The sequence below is a fragment of the Rhodanobacter sp. C06 genome (assembly GCF_002001105.1).
Classification (GTDB): domain Bacteria; phylum Pseudomonadota; class Gammaproteobacteria; order Xanthomonadales; family Rhodanobacteraceae; genus Rhodanobacter_A.
On sequence record NZ_MUNP01000019.1, the window covers coordinates 1 to 21,473 of the forward strand.

A 21,473-nucleotide genomic window follows, 5' to 3' on the forward strand; every position below is an offset into this window, starting at 1 on the left:
CGCAGTGCGCGGTTGGGTGACCTGGACGTTTGCCGCCTACAACCTGATCCGCCTCGGTGGCATCGGCGAGTGGTGGGAACCGTCGCCGACATGAGCAACGGTGGGAGACGTGCGTCCGCAGGGCGGGGAAACGCGCCATGCGCCCACCATCACGACCGTCATGCATAGATCGCGGCTATCGAGAGTGGCGCGAGACGGTGCTTCTCAACAGCCTGCTAGACGCGGCTTCGGAGCATCGTCCGTGCCCAAGAACGGCTATGACGCCGATCGGCTGGCCGATGATGTCATGGCCGTGGTCAAAGCACTCGATATCGATCGCCCCATCCTTGCCGGCCATTCGATCGCCGGCGAGGAATTGAGCGCGGCAGGGACACACTATCAAGGCAAAATTGCCGGACTGATCTACCTCGATGCCGCGCACGAATACGCGATCTACGATCAGAACCGCGGAGCCTATCATCCTGACTTGAGTCATCTGTCCGCGCAGATTTCGCGCATGCACAATGACCCGACAGACAAGTCGCAGATGACTAAGCTGTTGAATGAAGTCTCTGTGTTGCAACGGAGCCTTGGGAGCGAGCTTGCTGGGATAGCTGCGGATGACGCCAGCACAACGGGGGCTCCGCCTCCCGAACCAACGCCCAAAGAACTAGCCAGCTTCCCGGCGTTTCGTTGTTTCGTCTCTGCACAACTCGGTGGAGTCATACCTGAAGACGAAATACGCCAGACGTTTGCGACAAGCGCCACGGGCGGCATCGGAAAGCAGAAAGCACCGGCGTTCGTTTACAACGCCATCCTTGAAGGCGAAGAGCGCTTCCACGCACCCGACGTGCCCATACTCGACATCGTCCCCGTACCACGCACGTCGGATCTTCCAGTCGGCAGTGATGAGGCGAAGCGTCAAGCAGCGGATGCGCTGCACACTCGAATGCAGGAGCAGGAGATCGCTACGCTCCAGCGTCAACAGCCATCGGCAAAGATCGTGCGGATACCGCACGGCCACCACTTTGTGTTCCTGTCCAACCCGGCCGAAGTGGTGAGCGCCATGACCCGGTTCGGGGAGCAGTTGCCCTAGATCCGCTTTCGAACTCGGAGCTGCAATCAGCGACCCGCCAACCGCGACCTCCGCAACTCCGCCGCCTCGGCCCAGCGCGCCGCCAGCTTCGGCGTGGTGATGCACACCGCCGTGTCGGTGACCGTGGTCACCGCGCGCTCCAGCAACTGGATGTCGGCTTCGTGCTGGCGCGCCACGTGCGGGTCCTCGAAGAAGATCGCGCGCTGACAACGGTGTTCCAACACCAGGTCGGCGATCTGCGCATCGCCGCCCATAGGGCCGCTCTGGTAGCGATCCGCCCACGGCTGGCCCTGCGGCCAGCCGCGGCTCCAGGCCAATTCGTTGAGGCGTTGGCCGGTGGTGCCGGTGGCCACGCGGCGGGCGAAGCGCGATAGCGTGTCGAAGTGCTGGGCCGCGTAGGCCAGCATCGCGGGCTTCATCGCATCGTGGGCGATCAGGGCCAATGTCTGCGATTCCGGCGCGTGGAGGTCGTCCGCATTGGGATCGGGTGCCAGCCCGGCGTGCATGCGTTCCAGCTCGATCCAGTCGCGCGCCGAGGCCACGGTGGAGAGGAAGGGTTTGGCGTGAATCACGCACTGGCGCTTGAGCGCCACCGCCTCGGGAAACACCGAGGACGGATCGACCGGATCGATGAAATAGATCGCACCATCCAGCGTGCGTGCCGCGCCGTCCATGCCCACCACCTCGGCGACCAGCTTCATCAGCCCGCCTTCGCGGCCGTAGGGATAGCGGCGCAGCGGCGGGTAATCCGCGAGCAGGCCGGCGCGCACGATGGCGTCGTGGGTGCGACCGACCGCGTGCAGGCCGAGCCCGAGTTCGCGGATGCCGCGCTCGCAGGCGCGCAACCAGCGGAACAGCGCCGCGTCGTCGTGGCTGTGGTGAAGCTGGTTGGCGGCCAGGCCCAGGCGCATCGCGTTCGTCCTCTTGTCGTTTCAACCGAAGAACTGGCGCCCGTCCCGATCAAGGCCGACACGCCGAGCAGCTGCATGGCCGCTGCTGCGACGAGGACCGAGCCGGCTCGGCATGCGACGGCAGACGCAAGGGACGAGGCAGGCATGCATTGTCGGTGACATCGCGGGCGCCGACCAGCGATGCGACAAGCCGCGATCCCGAAAACGCCACGGCGCGCCGGTCACCCGGCGCGCCGTGGCCTGTCGTCGTCCATTGACTTACAGATCGACCTTGACGCCGAGGTTGAAGAAGCGACCGACGATGCCCTCCTGCGACCAGGTGGGGTTGTAGTTGGTGCCCGGGCCCGCGTAGTTGGCGGGATCGAACGGCGGCAGCTTGTTGAACGCGTTCAGGACCGACCCGGTGATGGTGACGTGGTCGTTGATCGCATAGCTGCCGGTCAGGTCGAAGAAGGTGGACGCCCCGATCCGGCAACTGGCCGGGAACGGCGTGCCGGCCGGCGTGGTGGTGATGCACGAGCCGGGGCCGACGCCCACGTCTTCGGCGATCTGGGCATAGCCGCTGGTGCGGTACAGCGTGCCGGTCACCGTGAGCGGCCCCCAGATGATCGTGTTGGCCCACGAACCGCGCAGGCGCGGCGTGCCGGCGCCCGAGGACAGGTTGTACGGCCCTTGGGTGCCCACGTAACGCTGGACCGTGCCGTCAGGCAGGGTCAGGTTCCAGCTGAAGACGTTGGTGGCCGACAGCTCGCTGATGTACTTGATATCGTCGCCGAAGGTCCAGTGGCCTTGCAGATCCAGGTCGATGCCGGTGGTCTTGAGCTGGTTCGCGTTGACGTACTCGCCGGTCACCACGACCGGCCGCGGCTGCGCGTTCGGAAACTGCGGATCGGGTGCATCCGGCGTCACGCTGACCCCCGGCGCCTGCGGCGTGCCCGCGTAATAGGCAGCGAGCGCGGAACTCGTCTGCGACTGCACGATCACCCCGGTCTTCTTGATGTTGTAGTAATCCAGCGAGGCACTCAGCCAGTTGGTCGGCTGCAGCACCACGCCGAGCGTGAAGTTGGTGGCCTTTTCCGGCTTGATGTTCTTGTTCGCCACTGCGTCCTCGGCCAGCGCGTACGGCTGCACGTAGCCATTGTTGTTGTGCAGCGCCTGGAACGCGGGCGGCGGCGTGTAGGTGACGAAACCCTCGGCCGCGCTGGAGCCGTTCTCGGCGAACGACGGCGCGCGGAAGCCCTTGGACCAGGTACCGCGCAGGGCGATCCAGTCGAACGGTTTCCACTTGATGCCGAGCTTGGGCGAGAAATTGTTGCCCACGTCGGAGTAATGATCGAAGCGACCGGAGACATCGGCTTCCAGCGACTGCAGCAGCGGCGCATCCAGTTCGGCGTAGACGCCGCTCACGTCGCGGCTGCCTTTGGTATGGGCATTGCCCAAGCCCTGGAACTCGAAGTTGGGATTCAGCGTCGGATCGTTCTGCGCCTCATGGCGCAGTTGCGCACCCACGGCGAGGCCGAGACTGCCGCCCGGCAGGTCGAACAGCTCCCGGTTGGCACTCAGATCCAGCGAGTCTAGGTCGGAGGTCGATGTCTTCGAATAACCCGGTGCAAGTGTCGCGCGGATGGAAGACGAGTTCGCCGACGGGTTGGCGAAGTTGTAGGTGCCGTTGGCGACTGCGCTGAGCAAGGCGTCATAGCTGATGAAACCGAACTGGTCCGTGTTCAACCAAGTGTGGTTGAGCACCGCCGCGACATCCCAGTGCCAATTGTCGAACTGGCCGGTAACGTCGCCCACGATGCGCGCGTTGTGATTGTTGTAGTTGAATCCGTTCGGAATGTCGCCGAACGCATAATTGATGGCCGCGGGCACCGCGAACGGATTGGAGGGGTTGCCCACCGGCAAGGTGATGGCGTCGGTATTGTTCGGCGTCGAATTCTGGATCTGCGATGGCGGCGCCACTGTCCAGGTCTTGGCCTGGAAATAGCTGGCCGACAGGTAGGCCGTGGTGGTGTCGTTGAGCTTGACGGTGAAGCGGCCGTACAGGCCGCCCTGTTCCATCGCCGGTTGCAGCTGCCCGTACTGGGCAGCCAGGTTCTGCTGGCAATAGCTGCCCGGGCTGTTCGGGTCGTTGGTCACCAGGGTTTCATAGGGGGCACCCGCGCAACTCCGCAACGGCTGGATGTTGCCGCCGGTGGACGGCGTGACCGAGCCGTAGATCGAACCTACCGCATTGGAAGGCACGCCGGGATTCGGGCCGCCGAGCGAGCTCAGGTTGGTCGTGTTGTACGGGAACGGCCGCTGGTTCACCCGGATGGAGTTGTCCTTCTGGAACTGCGCGCTGAAATAAGCGTTGTAGCGGTCGGTGTCCAGGTCGCCGCCGCCAGCGAGGAAGGTCGCCTTGCGGGTGAAGCCGCCGCCGCGCTGCGAGGTGCCGACATCGGCCGTGGCCTCGACGCCGTGATAGTCGGGCCGCAGGATGACGTTGACCACGCCGGCGATCGCATCGGCACCGTACAGGGACGAGGCACCGTCCTTCAGCACCTCGATGCGTTCGACCGCGGCGAGCGGAATGGTGTTCAGGTCGACGAAGGAGCGCTCGCCGTCGTCCGACACCGCGTAGCTGGCGTTGCGATGACCGTCGATCAGCACCAGGGTGGAATTGACGGTGAGGCCACGCAGCGCCACGCCGGAGGCGCCGGCCGCGAAGCCGTTGCTGAATGCATTCGGGATCGAGCCGCTGTTGTCGGCGGAAATCGAGCGCACCACATCGGAGAGCGTGGTCAAACCGCTGCGCTGGATCTGCACCGCCGAAATCACCGTCACCGGCGAGGTCGTCTCGGTGTCGATGCGCGGTATGGCCGAACCGGTCACCACGATGGTCTGCAACTGCTGTGCCTGTTTCGCCGATGGCGGTGGCGATGGCTGCTGTTGCGTGGGCTGCTGTTGCGTGGATTGTTGTTGTGCGGACGAAGCCGGCGGTGGCGCGTCTTGCGCAAACGCCGCGGCCAGCGGGGTCATCGCCAGACCGGCGAGGGAAATCATCGTCATGCGTTTCATGGGCGAACCTCCGGCGCGGGGAACCGTAGCGAGGTGTTCGCATGGCTCAGGGGCACGCAGGAGGGTTCCCGTCTTGATGCGGGAACATGCAGCTTCTAGCGGCCGACGGGCGTGGGGACGCGGACAACCGTCGCTGAACGATTTGATTACTCCTCGCACACGGCCTTTACAAGTGGCCGTCACGAAGCGCGTTCATGCACCGTTTCCAATTGTCGCAACGACTGCCGAGTCAACGTCCGGAATGACGCGAAAACATCGGCAACTGCTCAGACGGCGACCATCGCCGTCGGCGCCTCCACCAGCAGGCGCGCGATCGAGGCCGCCGCTTCGCGGCCGTCATGCACCGCACGCACCACCAGGTCGGCGCCACGCACGTTGTCGCCGCCGGCGAAGATGCGCGGGTGGCTGGTTTGCTGCGGCAGCGCGCCGTCGGCGCCGGTGACGACGCGGCCGGAGTGCGCCAGCTTCACGCCATGCGAGACCAACCAGTCCGGCGGGCTGGGCTGGAAGCCGAAGGCCTGGATCACCACGTCCGCGCGCAGCTCGCTCTCGCCGCCCTCGACGTTGCGCGGACGCGGGCGCCCGTGACCGTCGTCGACCAGCTCGGTGCGCACCACGCGCACCGCGCGCGCGCGGCCGTGTTCGTCGCCGAGGATTTCCAGCGGCTGGCGATGGAACAGGAAGTTCACGCCCTCCTCGCGGCTGTAACCCACCTCACGGCGCGAGCCCGGCATGCTGGCCTCGTCGCGACGATACACGCAGCTGACCGAGGCCGCGCCGAGGCGGATCGCGGTGCGGTTGCAGTCCATGCCGGTATCGCCGCCGCCCAGCACCACCACGTGCTTGCCGCGCAGGTCGAACGCGGGCGCGGGTGGTTCGTCGCGCAGCAGGCGCTCGGTGTTGGCGATCAGGAACGGCAGCGCGTCGTGCACGCCGTGCAGGCCACGGCCCGGCAGCTTGCCGTCCACGTAGGTGTAGGCGCCGGTACCCACGAACACCGCGTCGTAATCGTCCACCAGTTCGCCGAACTCGATGTCGCGTCCCACCTCGCGGCCGAGCAGGAAGCGCACGCCCAACTGTTCGAGGAAAGCGCGGCGCGTGCGCACCACCGCCTTGTCCAGCTTGAACGGCGGAATGCCGAACGTGAGCAGGCCGCCGATCTCGCTCTGGCGGTCGTATACGTCGGCGGCGATGCCGGCATGGCGCAGCCGATCCGCACAGGCCAGGCCCGCGGGGCCGGCGCCGACAATGGCCACGCGCTTGCCGGTTTCCTGCACCGCCGAAAGATCCGGCCGCCAGCCTTGGCGCAGCGCCTCATCGGTGACCCAGCGCTCCACGCTGCCTATCGTCACCGCACCGAACGCGGTCTGCTCCAGCGTGCAGGCGCCTTCGCACAGGCGATCCTGCGGACACACGCGACCGCAGATCTCCGGCAGCGGGTTCGTCTCGTACATCAGCGTCGCCGCCTCGAGGATGCGGCCCTGCTCCACCAGCTTCAGCCAGTTCGGGATGTAGTTGTGCACCGGGCAGGCATGCTCGCAATACGGATTGCCGCAATCCAGGCAGCGCGCCGACTGCGCTCCCGCATTCGCCTCGCCGAAATCCCCCGCGATCTCGCCATATCCCAGCACGCGTATCGCCACCGGCACCGTCCGCGGCGTCTCCCGCGGCACGTCGAGAAACTGGAACAGCTTGTGCTCGCTCATGCGAACCTCCAACACCGCCGCAGGCGCTGCTTTTGCTTTTGATCTTGCTCGAAGGCGGCCACGATGGCCGCGCCTTGAATTGGGGCCCCTCGACGGCGCCGAGGAGCGGAGCCGGCAGCAGGGGAAAGCCAAACTGTTCGAGGCCAGGGATGGCCGAGTTGTTTGGCGGCCTGCTGCCGGCGAGCACCGCAGGGGACGCGGCGGGCAGGAAGCCTGCCGCGCGCCGTCGCGGGGTGGCCTTCTCTTTTGGTTACTTTTCTCTTGGCCACGCAAGAGAAAAGTGACCCGGCCGCCGGCAGGCGGACGGAACCGCCTTGTCGCTTGCGAAGCAGACCATGAGGCGAGCACCCGCCCCTCACCCTGCCCTCTCCCCAAAGGGGAGAGGGAAAAAATCGCGGCCGCGCACCCATCATGCGGCCCTCCGCAACTCTTCCGCCAACACCGCGAGGCTCGCCGCCTTCGGCTTCACCAGCCAGAACTTGTATTGCAACCCGCGGAAGTCGCGCAGTACCTGCCGCCCCCAGTCGCTGCCGGTGAGCTCCACGTGGCGCGTCACCAGACCGCGCAGGTGCTGCATGTGGTGCTCCATGCCCTCGGGCGAGATGCGCAGGATGTCGACCAACTCGTGGTTGTAGCAGTCCACGAAGTCGCGCTCGAGGTCGAGCACGTAGGCGAAGCCACCGGTCATGCCCGCGCCGAAGTTGAGGCCGACCTTGCCGAGCACCGCTACCACGCCGCCGGTCATGTATTCGCAGCAGTGGTCGCCGGCGCCCTCCACCACCGCCACCGCGCCGGAGTTGCGCACCGCGAAGCGCTCGCCCGCGCGGCCGGCCGCGAACAGCTCGCCGCCGGTGGCGCCGTACAAACAAGTGTTGCCGATGATGGAGGCGTCCTGCGTGGCGAACGGCGAGTCGGCGGGCGGGCGCACCACGATGCGGCCGCCGGCCATGCCCTTGCCCACGCCGTCGTTCGCCTCGCCGATGAGCTCGATCTGCACGCCGCCCGCGTTCCACGCGCCCAGGCTCTGGCCGGCCGCGCCTTCCAGCTGCAGCACGATGGGGCGCTCGTCCATGCCGTGGTCGCCGTGCCGGCGCGCGATCGCGCCGGACAGGCGCGCGCCGATCGCGCGATCGGTGTTGGCGATCGCGTAGCTGAAGTGGCCGCCCTCGCCCAGCTCGACCAGCGGCGCGGTGTCCGCCGCGATGCGCGTGGCCAGTGCGGCGGCATCGCGCATCGGGTTGCGCGCCATCGCGCAGGCGCTGTCGACAGCTGCGCCGAGGCCGGCGCCATCGAGCAGGGGCGCGAGGTCCAGGCCATGGCGCACCGGCGTGGCGTCGGCGCGCTGCGCCAGCAGTTCGCTGCGGCCGACCAGCTCGGCCAGCGAACGCGCGCCCAGCCGCGCGAGGTGTTCGCGCACGTCGGCGGCGATGAACTGGAAGTAGTTCATCACCATCTCCGGCAAGCCGGTGAAGTGTTCCTTGCGCAGCACCGGATGCTGGGTGGCCACGCCGGTGGCGCAGTTGTTGAGATGACAGATGCGCAGGTACTTGCAGCCCAGCGCCACCATCGGGCCGGTGCCGAAACCAAAACTTTCCGCGCCGAGCAGCGCAGCCTTGATCACGTCGAGGCCGGTCTTCAGGCCGCCGTCGGTCTGCAGGCGCACACGGCCGCGCAGCGCGTTGCGGCGCAGGGTCTGCTGCGTTTCGGCCAGACCAAGCTCCCACGGCGTGCCAGCGTACTTGATCGAGGTGAGCGGGCTCGCGCCGGTGCCGCCGTCGTGGCCGCTCACGGTGATGAGGTCGGCGCCGGCCTTCACCACGCCCGCGGCCACCGTGCCCACGCCGGCGTGGCTGACCAGCTTCACCGAGACCAGCGCGTCGGGATTCACTTCCTTGAGGTCGTGGATCAGCTCGGCGAGATCCTCGATGGAATAGATGTCGTGGTGCGGCGGCGGCGAGATCAGGCCGATGCCGGGTTTGGCGTAGCGCAAGCGCGCGATGGTGGCGTCCACCTTGTGGCCCGGCAGCTGGCCGCCCTCGCCGGGCTTGGCGCCCTGCGCGATCTTGATCTGCAGCACCTCGGCGTTGACCAGGTAGGCGGGGGTGACGCCGAAGCGGCCGGAGGCGACCTGCTTGATCTTCGACATCTTCTCGGTGCCGTAGCGCGCCGGGTCCTCGCCACCCTCGCCGGAATTGCTGCGTGCGCCGAGGCGGTTCATCGCGGTGGCCAGCGCCTCGTGCGCCTCGGGCGACAGCGCGCCCAGCGACATGCCGGCGGAATCGAAGCGCTTGAGGATCGCCTCGACCGGCTCGACCTCATCCAGCGGCACCGGCGCACCCAGCGGCTGCACCGCGAGCAGGTCGCGCAATGCCGAAGCCGGGCGGCGGTCGACGTGGTCGGCGTAAGCGCGGTAATCCGCCGGGTCGCCCGAACGCACCGCCAATTGCAGCGAGGCGATCACCTCCGGGTTGTACATGTGGTACTCGCCGCCGTGCATGTACTTGTAGATGCCGCCGGCGCGCAGCGGCTGCGCCGCGTTCCACGCCTCGGCGGCAAGCAGTTGCTGCTCGTGTTCCAGTTCGGCGAAGCCGGCGCCACCGATGCGCGAGGGCGTGCCGGGGAAACACAGCGCGACGACTTCCGGCGCCAGCCCCACGATCTCGAACAGTTGCGCGCCGCGGTAACCGGCGATGGTGGAGATGCCCATCTTCGACAGGATCTTCAGCAGCCCCTTGCGGATGCCCCGGCGGTAACTACGGCCGATCTCCAGCCGGTCGCCGTCGATGTGGCCCTCGCGGCCCAGCTCGAACAGGCTCTGGTAGGCCAGCCATGGATAGATCGCGGTAGCGCCGAAGCCGAGCAGGCAGGCGAACTGGTGCGAGTCGCGCGGCGTGGCGGTTTCCACAATCAGGTTGCACTGGCAGCGCAGGCCTTGCTCGACCAAGTGCGCGTGCACCGCGCCGGTGGCGAGCAGGGAGTGGATCGGCAGCTGGTCGCGCTCGGGGTAGCGGTCGCTGAGGAAGACCAGCGCGTTGCCCTCGCGCACTGATTGCGCCACCTCTTCGCACAACCGGCGCAGCGCGGCTTCGAGGCCCAGCTCCGGCGCGTACATCAGGTCGAAGCGCGGCGTGTCGACGAATTGCGGGAGCGCCAGCAGCTGGCGCAGCTTGCGCTGGGAGAGGATCGGCGAGTTGATCAGCACCTGCTTCGCGTTCTCGGGCTTGAGCTCGAAAACGTTGCCTTCCGCGCCGATCTGGGTGACCAGCGACATCACCAGCTTCTCGCGCAACGGGTCGATCGGCGGGTTGGTGACTTGGGCGAAGGCCTGGCGGAAGCGGTCGAACAGCGGGCGCACCTGCCGCGACAGCGCGGCGACCGGAGTGTCGTCGCCCATCGAGCCGGTGGCCTCGGCCTCGAGTTCCGCGATCACCTTCAACACCGTCTCGCGCTCCTCGCGCGAGAGGCCGTACAGCTTCTGGTAGCAGCGCAGCTGCTCCACCGGCAGCGGCTCGGCGGCCAGCGAGGGATCGATCAGGTCCGATTCCAGGTAGCTCACACCCGCGCGCAACCAATCGCGGTACGGCGCGCGGGAACGGTTGACCGCATCGATGTCGGCGTCGCGCAGCAGGCGGTGTTCGCGGAAGTCCACCGCGATCATCTCGCCCGGCGCCAGGCGCCCCTTGGCGGCCACGCGCGCCGAGGGCATGTCCCACAGGCCCGCCTCGGAGGCGATGATGAAATGGTTGTCGTCGGACAGCGCCCAGCGCGCGGGGCGCAGTCCGTTGCGGTCCAGCGTGCATGCGGCGTAGCGGCCGTCGCACATCACCAGGCCGGCGGGGCCGTCCCAGGGTTCGCTGTGCAGCGCGTAGTACTCGTAGAACGCCGCGAGATCCTCGTCGATGTTCTCGCGCGCGGCGAACGCCGGCGGCACCAGCACGCGCATCGCGGCGAGCAGGTCGAGGCCACCGGCGAGCAGCACTTCCAGCGCGTTGTCCAGGCTTTCCGAATCCGAACCTTGCTGGCGCACCAGCGGGCCGAGGTCGCCCAGCTCCACCCGCGGCGAGCGCCAGATCGACGCGCGCGCCTGCATCCAGCGCCGGTTCGCGCGTATCGTGTTGATCTCGCCGTTGTGCGCCAGCAGGCGGAACGGCTGCGCCAGCCGCCATTGCGGCGTGGTGTTCGTGGAAAAGCGCTGGTGGAACACCACCGCGTCGGCGACCAGGGCCGGATGCAAGAGATCGGCGAACACCTCGCGCAGCCGGCCCGGCGCGGCCATCGCCTTGTAGCCGATCAGCTCGGCCGTCAGCGTCACCACGTAGAACTGCGGGTCGTCGGCCAGCGCGGTCTCGGCGCGGCGGCGCGCACGGAACAGCGCGCGTTCGAACGCCTCGTCGTCCATGCCGTCACCGGCATCCACGAACAGCTGGCGAACGCGCGGCCGCGCCGCGGCGGCCAACGGGCCGCAGGCCGCCTCGTTCACCGCCACCTCGCGCCAGCCCGCCACGCGCACGCCTTCCTCGGCGAGATGGCGTTCCAGCACGCTCGCCGACGCATCGCCGGCCGCCGGATCGAGGAACACCAGCCCCGCGGCGAAACGGCCGCCCGGCGCGATGCCCGCCTCGTCCGCCAGGGCACGCAACCACGCCTGCGGGCGACGGATCAGCACGCCGCAGCCGTCGCCGCTCACGCCGTCCGCGTTCACCGCGCCGCGGTGCGAGAGCTTCGCCAGCGCCTCGAACGCGGTGTCGACCACCCAGGCGCTGGCGCGGCCATCGATCTGAGCGACCAGGCCGAAGCCGCAGCTGTCGTGCTCGAAGGACGCGTCGTACAGGCTGGTTCCACCGGACTGCTTCATCTTGCTCACTCGCTGGATGGCAGGGCACAGAAGGCCAGCGGCGCCGAGGCGCCGGGCTGGATGCAGGGTTTGCGATTCGACTACAACACAATTGCTGCGTCGCGTCAAAGACTTCTAAACGTCCAAATGCAATTTCAAATGCAACTATCTGTCATCGCATGACCGCCCGCGGCGGGCAGGCCTGCATGGACGCAACGCGGCGCCCACGTCGAGCGAAGCGCGCGTCGCGCGCGTTCGGCACCGGTTCGCGCGGCATGTGCCTGGCGCCGGCCACCAGATCGCAATTCCTCACGATCGGCCGCCCGGATTCGCATCTTCCTTTTGTTGCGTGGCTGTCATGCGCGGGCCCTAGCGTGCCGGACCGCATCCTGCCTTCCACTCTCCGGACCCGCCATGTCCCAACCCATGCCCGTCTTCCGTTCCTGCGGCGCTGCCCTGCTTGCCCTCGCCATCGCCACAGCGCTGGCATCGCCGGTCCGCGCCGATGTCACGAACCCCGCGCAGCCCGCGTCGACTGCGGCCGACACAGGCTCCGCCGCCTCGCCGCAGGACGCCAAGAACCTCGGCGCCGTCCAGGTGACCGCCGCCACGACCGCAAGCACCATTGCACCGACGCAGGGCTCCATGCTGGCAACCGAGCCGCAGTCGATCATCGGCAGCCTGTACCTGCAGGAGAACATCGCCCCGACCGGCGACTACACCGACGCGGTGGCCATTTCGCCAAGCGTGTACACCGTCACGCCGAACGGCTCCGGCTTGATGGAATCGGCGGTGGTTTCGATCCGCGGCTTCCAGGACGGCCAGTACAACGTGACGTTCGACGGCATTCCATGGATGGACTCCAACGACTTCACGCACCACTCCACCTCGTACTTCACCAACCAGGAAACCGACAGCGTCACGGTCGATCGCGGCCCGGGCACGGCCAGCACGCTGGGCAACGCCACGTTCGGCGGCACCATCACGGTGGATTCGATCAATCCGCGCAAGCAGTTCGGCATCAGCCCGTACGTCAGCCTCGGCAGCTGGGCCACGGCCGTGGAAGGCGCCCGCATCGACACGGGCAGCTTCACCGGCAGCGGCACCAGCGCCGTGATCAACCTGCAGAACAGCGATTCCGACGGCTACCTCACCTATGCCGGCCAGCGCCGCCAGAGCGTGTTTGCCAAGCTCGTGCAACCGCTGGGCGAGAACACCACGCTGACCTTCGCCGCGATGGCGAACAAGCTCGACCAGTACGTGCCGTTCGGCGCCACCAAGGCGCAGATCGCGGAGTTCGGCGTGAACTACGGGCTCAACAACGACCCGACCAGCCAGGCCTACTACCGATACAACAAAGACGAAATCAACACCAACATGGGCTATGTCGGCCTGCATTCGGCGTTCGACGGCTGGACGATCGACAACAAGGCCTACACCTACGGCTACAACCACTTCGGCTTCAACGGCGAGGATCCGAACGGCGAAACGCCCAACGGCACTTTCTACGGCGCCACCGACGTGCCCGGCCAGCACATGCGCAACACGAACCGTTCGTGGGGCGACATCTTCCGCTTGAGCAAGGCGCTGGGCCCAGGCGAAGTGCGCACCGGCGTGTGGTACGACCACCAGGACGACATCCGCTGGCTGTACGAGTTCGACGACACGCTCGACCAGTTGAACCCGGTGGTCAACCCCGGCGCGCCCACGCTGCAGCTGGCCGCGGCGGACCGCCGCATGAACGACACCCTGGTCACGTTCCAGCCTTACCTCGAATACCAGTGGAACCTCACCGACAACGCGTATTTCATCGGCGGCGTGAAGTACAACGACTTCAAGCGCAGCATCGATGCGCCGGTGAACCAGAAGACGGGCACCCCGCTGACCTATTCCAAGACCTGGAACGCCACCCTGCCGTCGGCCTCGTTCCACTACGCGTTCAGCTCCAGCTGGACGGCCTATGCGCAGTGGGCCAAGGGCTACCTCGCACCCAACCTCAACCTGCTTTACGTGCCCAACCCGGCGGTTTCCGACAGCGCCGTGGCTCCGGAAAAGACCACCAACTGGCAGCTCGGCACGACCTGGACCAACGACAACCTGACGCTGTCCGGCGACGTCTACAAGATCAACTTCAACAACTTCGTGCAGAAGCACAACGTCGGCGGCATCTCCGAGTTCTACAACGGCGGCGGCGTGCACTACACCGGCCTCGAGCTGGAAGGCACGTACATGGTCGGCGGCGGACTCAGCGTCTACGCCAACGGCTCGCTAAACCGCGCGATCCAGACCACCGACAACGCGTGGAACGCGAACACGCCGCACAAGACCGCCGCGCTGGGCCTCATCTACAGCAACGGCCCCGCCTACGTGTCGCTGGTCGACAAGTTCGTCGGCAAGACCTACTACACGGCCAACGCAGAAAACGACACGCCGATCGGCGGCTATGCGGTGACCAACTTCACCGCCAGCTACCGGTTCGATCCGCACATCGCCAACGTGAAGGACCTGAAGATCGGCGTGCAGCTCAACAACATCTTCGACAACACCCACATCAACGCCCTGGCCGGCACCACCGGTGCGGATGGCACGCCGCTGTACTGGACCATCCCGGCGCGCAACTTCAACTTCACCATCTCGGCGGACCTGTTCTGATGAAACACACTGCATTGCTGATGCTGATGCTGCTGATCGGCCAACCCGCGATGGCCGACGACAACGGGCCCGCGGTCGACCTCGCGGCACTGCTGCCTCCACCGCCCGCCGCCGGTTCGCCGGCGGCACGGCAAGACCTGCAAGGCGTGCTCGCCGTACAGGCGCACCGCACGCCCGCGGAGATCGCCGCCGCGCAGGCCGACCGCCTGCACAGCGTGTTCCGCTACGCCGACGTGTTCGGCGCGGTGTTCACCCCCGCACGGCTGCCGCACACGGCGGCATTCTTCGCGCGCGTGGTCGCTTACGACAAGGGTGAGGTGAAGGCGGTGAAGGCGTTCTGGCACCACCCGCGCCCGGTGCTGGTGTCGCACGCGGTGCATCCGCTGAGCCAGGAGCAGCCGGACGACTGGAGCTACCCCAGCGGCCATTCCACGCTGGGCTACACCGAGGCGGTGCTGCTGGCGAACATGGTGCCGGAGCGGCGCGCGGCGATCTTTGCCCGCGCCGACCGGTATGCCCAGCACCGCATCGTGATGGGCGTGCACTACCCCAGCGACGTGGCGGCCGGCCGACTCGCCGGCACCGTGCTGGGCGGCCGGCTGCTGGACGATCCCGCCTGGCAGGCGGACTACGCGGCGGCGCGCGCCGAGTTGCGCAAGGCGCTGGCACAGCCGGCCGCGCCGACCGTCGCCGCGGCCCGCTGACGCTGTCCGCATGAACGACCGGCCCGCGGGCGGCTCGCCGCCGCCCGCGGGCTCGGCGATAATCGGCCGATGCCCAGCCTCGTCCGCGTCGCCCGCCTTCCCCTCCTCTCCGTCGTGGCATTGAGCGCCGCCCTCGTCGTGGCAAGCGCGCAGGCACGGCAGGACAAGAACCAGACCGAGCAGGCCGCGGCGAAGCAGAAGCTGAGCAACGTGCATCAGGAAGTGCAGGCGCTGGGCAAGCAGCAGGCCGCCACGGCCGCCCGCCGCGACCAGCTCAACGCTGAACTCGCGAAACAGGCCACCGCACTGGCCGCCGCCGCGCGCGCGCTGCGCCAGACCGATGCCGAGATCGCCACCAAGCAGCAGCAACTCGACCAGCTGCAGCAGCAGCGCGCCGAGCTGAAGCAGAAACTGGCCAGCCAGAAGGCCGCGATCGCCGACCTGCTGCGTGCCAGCTACGCGCTGGGCCACGGCTCGGACCTGCGCCTGTTGCTGGACAACGAGGACGTGGGCCGCATCGCGCGGGCGCTGGTCTACTCGAAATACTTCCAGCAGGACCGCGTGCAGAAGGTGCAGCAGCTGATGGCCAGCCTGGCCCAGTTGCAGACGCTGGAAGCCCGGATCACCGCCGAGCAGCAGGCGCTGCAGGCCCAACGCGCCCAGCGCGAACAGCAAAGCAGGCAGCTGGGCAAGCAGCGCTCCGCCCAGCAGAAACTGGTCGCCGAAACCGACGCCACCTACCAGGACCAGGCGCAACGGCTGGCCGCACTGAAGCAGGACGAGCAGTCGCTCAACAGCCTGGTCGACAAGCTGCAGAAGCAGATCGACCAGGCGCTGCGCGAGGCCGCCGCCCGCGAGGCCGCGCGCCAGGCAGCAGCGAAGAAGCACGGCGGCAAGGCGCCGCCGCCGATCGCGGTGGGCGGCGCCGGCGCCAACATCCGCGGCAACCTGCCCTGGCCGGCGGCGGGCGACGTGCACCGCTACGGCAACGGCGTGCTGATCCGCGCCGCCGGCGGCAGCGAGGTGCGCGCAGTGGCGAACGGCCGGGTGGTCTACGCCGGCTTCCTGCGCGGCTACGGCATGCTCTTGATCCTCAACCACGGCAACGGCTGGATGAGCATGTACGGCAACAACGAGGCGCTGCTGCACAACGTGGGCGATGCGGTCACCGCCGGCCAGGCCGTGGGCACCGCTGCGCCGCCCACCGGCATCAACACCGGCGTGTACTTCGAGCTGCGCCGCGACGGCCAGCCGGTCGACCCCCGCAGCTGGCTCGGCCAGCGCCGTTGAGCCGGCCGGGCCCGGCCACCCGTTCAGCCGGCACCGTTGACGGCCGCCCGCCATCGTCGCAGGCTGGCGGCGTGAAACCCGCTGCCGCGCGGCGGGTGCATCCCCTTCCCCGGAGTCGTTCCATGCGGTTTCCCATCTACAGCCTGTGCGCCCTGCTGCTGGCGGCGCCATTCGTGCATGCGCAGAACGCACCGGCACCGGCCGCGAGCGTGCCCGAGCCGCCCACCGAGCTGGCGCCTACCCACGTGCGCGCCAACGCGCCCGCCAAGGCCGCCGACAACCAGGTCGACCTCGAGGACATCCGCCGTTTCAGCCGCGTCTACGACATCGTGCGCCAGGCCTACGTGGAGCCGGTGAGCAACCACGCGCTGATGAAGGACGCGATCACCGGCATGCTCGCCGGGCTCGACCCGCACAGCGAATACCTCGACAAGGAAGGCCTGGCCCAGCTCGACGAGGACACCACCGGCCAGTACAGCGGCCTCGGCATCGAGGTGCTGCAGCAGGACGGCGGCCTCTTGATCGTCACCCCGATCGACGACACGCCTGCCTCGCGCGCCGGCATCAAGCCCGGCGACAGCATCGTGAAGATCGACGGCGTGCTGGTCGACCCGCAGAACGTGGACGACATGTTCAAGAAGCTGCGCGGCAAGCCCGGCAGCAAGGTCACACTCACCATCCTGCACAAGGGCAGCGACAACCCGGTGGACATGCACATGGTGCGCGAGAACATCGCGATCACCAGCGTCAAGGTGCGCCAGCTCGAACCCGGCTACGACTACATCCGCATCACCCAGTTCCAGAGCGACACCGCCGCCGACCTCGAACGCAAGCTGGCCGCGCTGGTCGCCAAGGACGGCGCGCCGAAAGGCGCCGTGCTCGACCTGCGCAACAACCCCGGCGGCCTGCTCACCGCCGCCGTGTCGGTGAGCGACGACTTCCTGAACTCCGGCACCATCGTCACCACCCGCGGCCGCCTGGCCGACGCCAACATGAGCTTCAGCGCGCATCCGGGCGACCTGCTCGACGGCGCGCCGCTGGTGGTGCTGGTGAACCACGGCACCGCCTCCGCCGCCGAGATCGTCTCCGGCGCGCTGAAGGACAACCATCGCGCCCTGCTGATCGGCCAGCGCACCTTCGGCAAGGGCGTGGTGCAGACCGTGCTGCCGCTGGACGCCGAGCACGCGGTGAAGATCACCACCGCGCGCTACTACACGCCGAACGGTACCTCGATCCAGGCCGAAGGCATCCGGCCCGACATCCCGCTCGCCGACCTCAGCGTGCGCAAGGCCGACGTGGCGCCCGAGCTGATCAGCTCCGAGGCCGACCTGCCGAACCATCTCGCCAACGAGAATGCGAAGGCCGGCGGCAATATCAACGCCGACGGCAGCGCCGCCGAGGGCACGCTTGCCACCAGCGACTACGCGCTGGCGCAGGCGCTCAACGTGCTCAAGGGCATGGCGCTGGGGCGCGGGGCGGCGGCGACGCCGGCGGTGAAATAGGCAGTAGCCGTAGGTCGGGATTCATCCCGACAGGTCGGGTCCTGTCGTCCGGATGTGTCGGGCTGAAGCCCGACCTACGATTGGGGTCAGGCCGCGCTTTCGCGCACAGGGTGCGCTCCTACAGCCTTCCGCCCTGGTCGGCGGCCAGCAATTCCGCCGGCAGCGGCAACGCTTCCAGCCCACGCGCGAACAGCATCGCCTGGAAGCGCTCGCCCATCTGGTCGGGCATGGTGAGTCGCTTCACTTCCTGCGCGAGGCGGTAGCGCGCCAGCTCATCGGTGGCCTCGGCCTGGGCGGCTTCGAACGCCTCCTGCAGGCCGCTGGCGATCAGGAACTGCGCCTGCGGCAGGTAGGCGGCCACGCCGAAACCGGCGCTGTTGCCGGCCTCGGCCAGTGCGGTGAAATCCACCGAGGCGGTGAGGTCGTTGAGGCCGGGCAGCCACAGCGGATCGGCGTGCGCGTGGTGGCGGTAATGCGCCATCAAGGTGCCGTCGCGGCGCTCGGGCTGGTAGAACTCGCGGCGCACGTAGCCGTAATCCACGAACAGCATCAGGCCGGCCTCCAGCGCGCCGGCCACCGCCTGCAGCCAGTACGGCAGCTGCGGCAGGATCTCGGTGCGGTAGCCGTCGGCGAAATCCGCACCGAGGTCGCGCTCGACATGGCGCATCGCGCCGGCCACCAGCGCGTCGGCGGGGCGATCCACGCGCATCAGGCGGCCTTCACCGTCCAGCGCCACGTGTTCCTCGTACACCTCGCCACCCTTCATCGCGATGCGCGTGGTGGGCAGCGCGTCGATCACTTCGTTGGCGAACAGCACGCCGCGCCATTCCTGCTCGGGCGGCCGATCCAGCCATTCGACGCGCGCGGCAAGCTCGGCCGGCAATGCAGCGGCGACGCGCTCGCGCTGGCGTTCGCGCAAGTCGGCGCTGGGCTCGAGAATCAGGTAACAGCGTGGCAGCACCCCGGACGCGGCAAAGGCCTTGAGCGCCGCCTCGGCGAACGCGCCGCTGCCGCCGCCCAGTTCGAGGAAATCCGCCTCGTCGCCCAGCGTGCCCAGCACGGGTGCCACGGCATTCACCACGCAACGTGCGAACAGCTCGCCCAGCTCCGGCGCGGTGACGAAATCGCCCGCCTCGCCGAACTTGGTCTTGCCCGCGCTGTAGTAACCCAGCCCGGGCGCATACAGGCAACGCTCCATGTACTGCGAGAACGGCATCGGCCCGTGCGCGGCGATCTGCTCGCGCAGCTGGCGCAGCAGGTAATCGGAATGCGCGCGTTCGTCGGCGGAGGGTTCGGGGAGACGGGAGGCCATGCGGGTGTGTCATCGCTTGCTAAGGAAGCAAGCATAACGGATGACCCGCAATGGCTTTGGGTTGCCGCGAGACTGGCCCCTCATCCCAGCCCTCTCCTCGCTCCTCAAAGCTGCGGCCATCCATGGCCGCTCCCCGCTACCCCGAAGGGGGAAGGCGTTCGAGGTCAGAAGTCCTTCTGCAGGCCGAGGTACAGGCCGCGGCGCGGACCGAACTGCGGCGCACCCACGCCGATGCCGGTGCCGTCGCGCAACTCGTAGGTGCGATCCAGCGCGTTGATCAGCGCCAGTTGGGTGTGCAGCTTGCCGAAGTGGTCGAAGGTGAAGTCGTGCGACACGTTGAGGTTGAGCTGGAAGTACGCCGGCAGATGGGCGCCGTTCGGCACCGCGCCGTCCTTGCGGAGCCCGCTGCCGAACAGGTAGTCGGCGCCGACCCGGGTGCTGTCGGCCAGTGCGTAACTGATGCCGCCCGACGAGGTGTACGTCTGATCGTGGTCGAGATGGATGTAGTTGTCGGCGATGTAGGCCAGGTCATCCACCGCGAAATTGTACTGACTGGTGATCACCCGCTTGCCCATCGCCCGGTTGTAGGCCAGGTTGAAGTAGGCCGACAGCGGGCCATCGCTGTAGTTGGCGGTGAATTCCACGCCGCCGATGTGCCCGCGGTCGTAGTTGAAGGTGGAGTAGACCAGCGCGGCGCCGAACTGGCCCTCGTCCTGGAGGCGCTGCACCTGGCGGTAGTAGGTATCCAGGCCCAGCGTCCAAGCGTCGCCGATGTTCTGCGAGACACCCACGTCGAAGTAATTCGCGCGCTCGGCCAGTGGCGTCGCGTTGCCGGGATTGGATACCGCATTGGTGGTGCCGGCGAACTTCGCGATGTTGGCGGTGGTGATCATCTCGGTGGCCGGCGGCGTGAAGTAGCGCGAATAGCCGGCATGCACCGTGGTGCTGCCGGTGGCCTGCCAGACCACGCCCAGGCGCGGGCTGAGCTGGCTGCTGCTGGTGCCGGCCAGCGTGTACTGGTCGCCGCGCACGCCGTAGTTCACCGTCCAGTCCTGGCCGATGCTCCATTCATCCTGGATGTAGCCCGACCAGGTCCTGGCCGTGAGGCGGGTGTTGTCGACGATGTTGATCGGCGTGGTGCTGGTCTGATTGCCGTCGGCATCGGCCGGGAATACCCACGCGTTGTTGCCACTGCCCGCATGTTCGAAGCTGCCGTAGATGCCATAGCGCAGCGTGTTGCTGTCGCCCAGCGGTGTGGCGAAATCCGCCTGCAGGGTGCTGGCGCGGTTGTTGCGACTTACGGCCGAGGCGACGCCGTTGAACATCAGGTCGCCGACCAGGTCCGGGCTGAAGGCCACGCTGGTGTAACGCTGGCCCAGCGAGACCTGGTAGTTGGTCGCACCCAGCTTGCCCTGCAGCGACAGCACGCCGAAGCGGGTGTTCTCGCGTTGCTGCTCGTTGAGGTCGGCCGAATCGAAATCGGCGATGCCGAGATAACCGAACGCCGGCGTGGCGTCTGGCCGATTCGGGACCTGGAAACGGTTGTTCGCCAAGCCGAACATGAAGGACAGGCGCGTGTCGTTGTCGATCAGGTAGGAGATGTCGCCGAAACCCTTCACTTGGTTGGTGTGGTCGTGGATCGGCTTGCGGCTGGACGTGGGGTTCTCGATGCCGACATCGTTCTCGAGATAATTGCCGGTGAGGAACCAGCTCCACCGGTCGTTGCTGCCCCAGATGGAGGCATTCGGATTGAGCGTGCCGAACGAACCGCCGGTGACGCCCACGCTGCCGCCGTTGCCGAGGTCACGGCCGCTCTTGGTGGTGATGTTCACCACCGCCGCGGTGCGCAGGCCGTACTGCGCCGGCAGCGCGCCGTCGAGCAGGCTCACGCTCTGGATCGTGCGCGCGTCGAGCGTCTGGCCGAAGCCCGAGATCGATTCGGGCACGATCACCCCATTGATGCGGTACTGCAGGTTCGCGTGGTCACCGCGCACGTGCAGGCCACCGTAGGAATCCTGCACCACGCCCGGCGCCTGCAGGATTACCTGGTTCACCGGGGTGGCGGCGCCAAGCGGCAACTGCGCGATCGCCTTGTGGTCAATCACGTACTGGCTGGACCCGGTGTCCGGCGACAACGCATTGCGTGCCTGGTCCAGCGCGGCGGAGACGCTGATCGCGCCGAGGTTGCGCACCGTGGGCGCAGGCTGGTTGCGCGAGCCGCCGGGGCCGCCGTCCGTCGCGCTACCGCCGGTCGGCGTCGGGGCTGCGGCGGTAGCGGGCGTGGCGTCGCCGGCACGGGCAGGGACGGATGCCACACACAGTGCGGCGGCAAGACTCAGGGCGAGTGTCGACAATTTCATGGGCACGGATTCCAGGGATGCGGGCCCGTCGTGGCGGCCGGGCCAATTTACGTAATGTTATAACATT

At 67.8% G+C, this 21,473-nt stretch carries 11 protein-coding genes; 5 read left to right on the plus strand and 6 right to left on the minus strand.

All coding sequences use genetic code 11. From position 1 onward, the window contains the following. The first annotated feature begins 160 nt into the window (after positions 1 to 160). Positions 161 to 1,075, plus strand: coding sequence for an alpha/beta hydrolase (locus B0E52_RS00670; protein WP_256363966.1), 915 nt, complete (start codon positions 161 to 163; stop codon positions 1,073 to 1,075). A gap of 26 nt (positions 1,076 to 1,101) precedes the next feature. On the opposite strand, the gene B0E52_RS00675 is transcribed toward B0E52_RS00670, so the two are convergent. The 4 genes from B0E52_RS00675 to gltB all read right to left on the minus strand — a co-directional run bounded on the left by B0E52_RS00675 (position 1,102) and on the right by gltB (position 11,607). After that, complete coding sequence (locus B0E52_RS00675) at positions 1,102 to 1,986, minus strand: methylglyoxal synthase (RefSeq protein WP_077480745.1); 885 nt, start codon at positions 1,984 to 1,986, stop codon at positions 1,102 to 1,104. Positions 1,987 to 2,244: 258 nt separating this feature from the next. Further along, on the minus strand, positions 2,245 to 5,046 hold the full coding sequence (locus B0E52_RS00680; RefSeq protein WP_139351536.1) for a TonB-dependent receptor: 2,802 nt from the start codon (positions 5,044 to 5,046) through the stop codon (positions 2,245 to 2,247). A gap of 266 nt (positions 5,047 to 5,312) precedes the next feature. Beyond that, positions 5,313 to 6,752, minus strand: a complete 1,440-nt coding sequence (locus B0E52_RS00685; protein ID WP_077480747.1) for an FAD-dependent oxidoreductase — start codon at positions 6,750 to 6,752, stop codon at positions 5,313 to 5,315. A 409-nt stretch (positions 6,753 to 7,161) separates the two neighbouring features. Beyond that, on the minus strand, positions 7,162 to 11,607 hold the full coding sequence (gene gltB, locus B0E52_RS00690; protein WP_077480749.1) for a glutamate synthase large subunit: 4,446 nt from the start codon (positions 11,605 to 11,607) through the stop codon (positions 7,162 to 7,164). A 393-nt stretch (positions 11,608 to 12,000) separates the two neighbouring features. Between gltB and B0E52_RS00695 the strand changes: the two genes are divergently transcribed. From B0E52_RS00695 to B0E52_RS00710, 4 genes are all read left to right on the plus strand, one after another. After that, a complete protein-coding gene (locus B0E52_RS00695; RefSeq protein WP_077480751.1) occupies positions 12,001 to 14,238 on the plus strand; it encodes a TonB-dependent receptor in 2,238 nt (745 codons plus the stop codon). Then, positions 14,238 to 14,942 (plus strand): phosphatase PAP2 family protein, encoded by a 705-nt coding sequence (locus B0E52_RS00700; RefSeq protein ID WP_077480753.1) that lies wholly within the window; start codon positions 14,238 to 14,240, stop codon positions 14,940 to 14,942. Before B0E52_RS00695 ends, B0E52_RS00700 begins: the two co-directional genes overlap by 1 nt. A gap of 69 nt (positions 14,943 to 15,011) precedes the next feature. Next, a complete protein-coding gene (locus B0E52_RS00705; RefSeq protein ID WP_077480755.1) occupies positions 15,012 to 16,232 on the plus strand; it encodes a peptidoglycan DD-metalloendopeptidase family protein in 1,221 nt (406 codons plus the stop codon). A 122-nt stretch (positions 16,233 to 16,354) separates the two neighbouring features. Continuing rightward, complete coding sequence (locus B0E52_RS00710) at positions 16,355 to 17,734, plus strand: S41 family peptidase (RefSeq protein ID WP_077480757.1); 1,380 nt, start codon at positions 16,355 to 16,357, stop codon at positions 17,732 to 17,734. A gap of 118 nt (positions 17,735 to 17,852) precedes the next feature. Here the strand turns inward: B0E52_RS00710 and B0E52_RS00715 are convergent, their stop codons facing one another. Together B0E52_RS00715 and B0E52_RS00720 are read right to left on the minus strand one after the other, a co-directional pair. Then, the gene (locus B0E52_RS00715; RefSeq protein WP_077480759.1) at positions 17,853 to 19,046 is read right to left on the minus strand and encodes an SAM-dependent methyltransferase; all 1,194 of its coding nucleotides are present in this window, start codon (positions 19,044 to 19,046) and stop codon (positions 17,853 to 17,855) included. A gap of 164 nt (positions 19,047 to 19,210) precedes the next feature. Next, positions 19,211 to 21,406, minus strand: coding sequence for a TonB-dependent receptor (locus B0E52_RS00720; protein WP_077480761.1), 2,196 nt, complete (start codon positions 21,404 to 21,406; stop codon positions 19,211 to 19,213). Positions 21,407 to 21,473 lie beyond the last annotated feature (67 nt).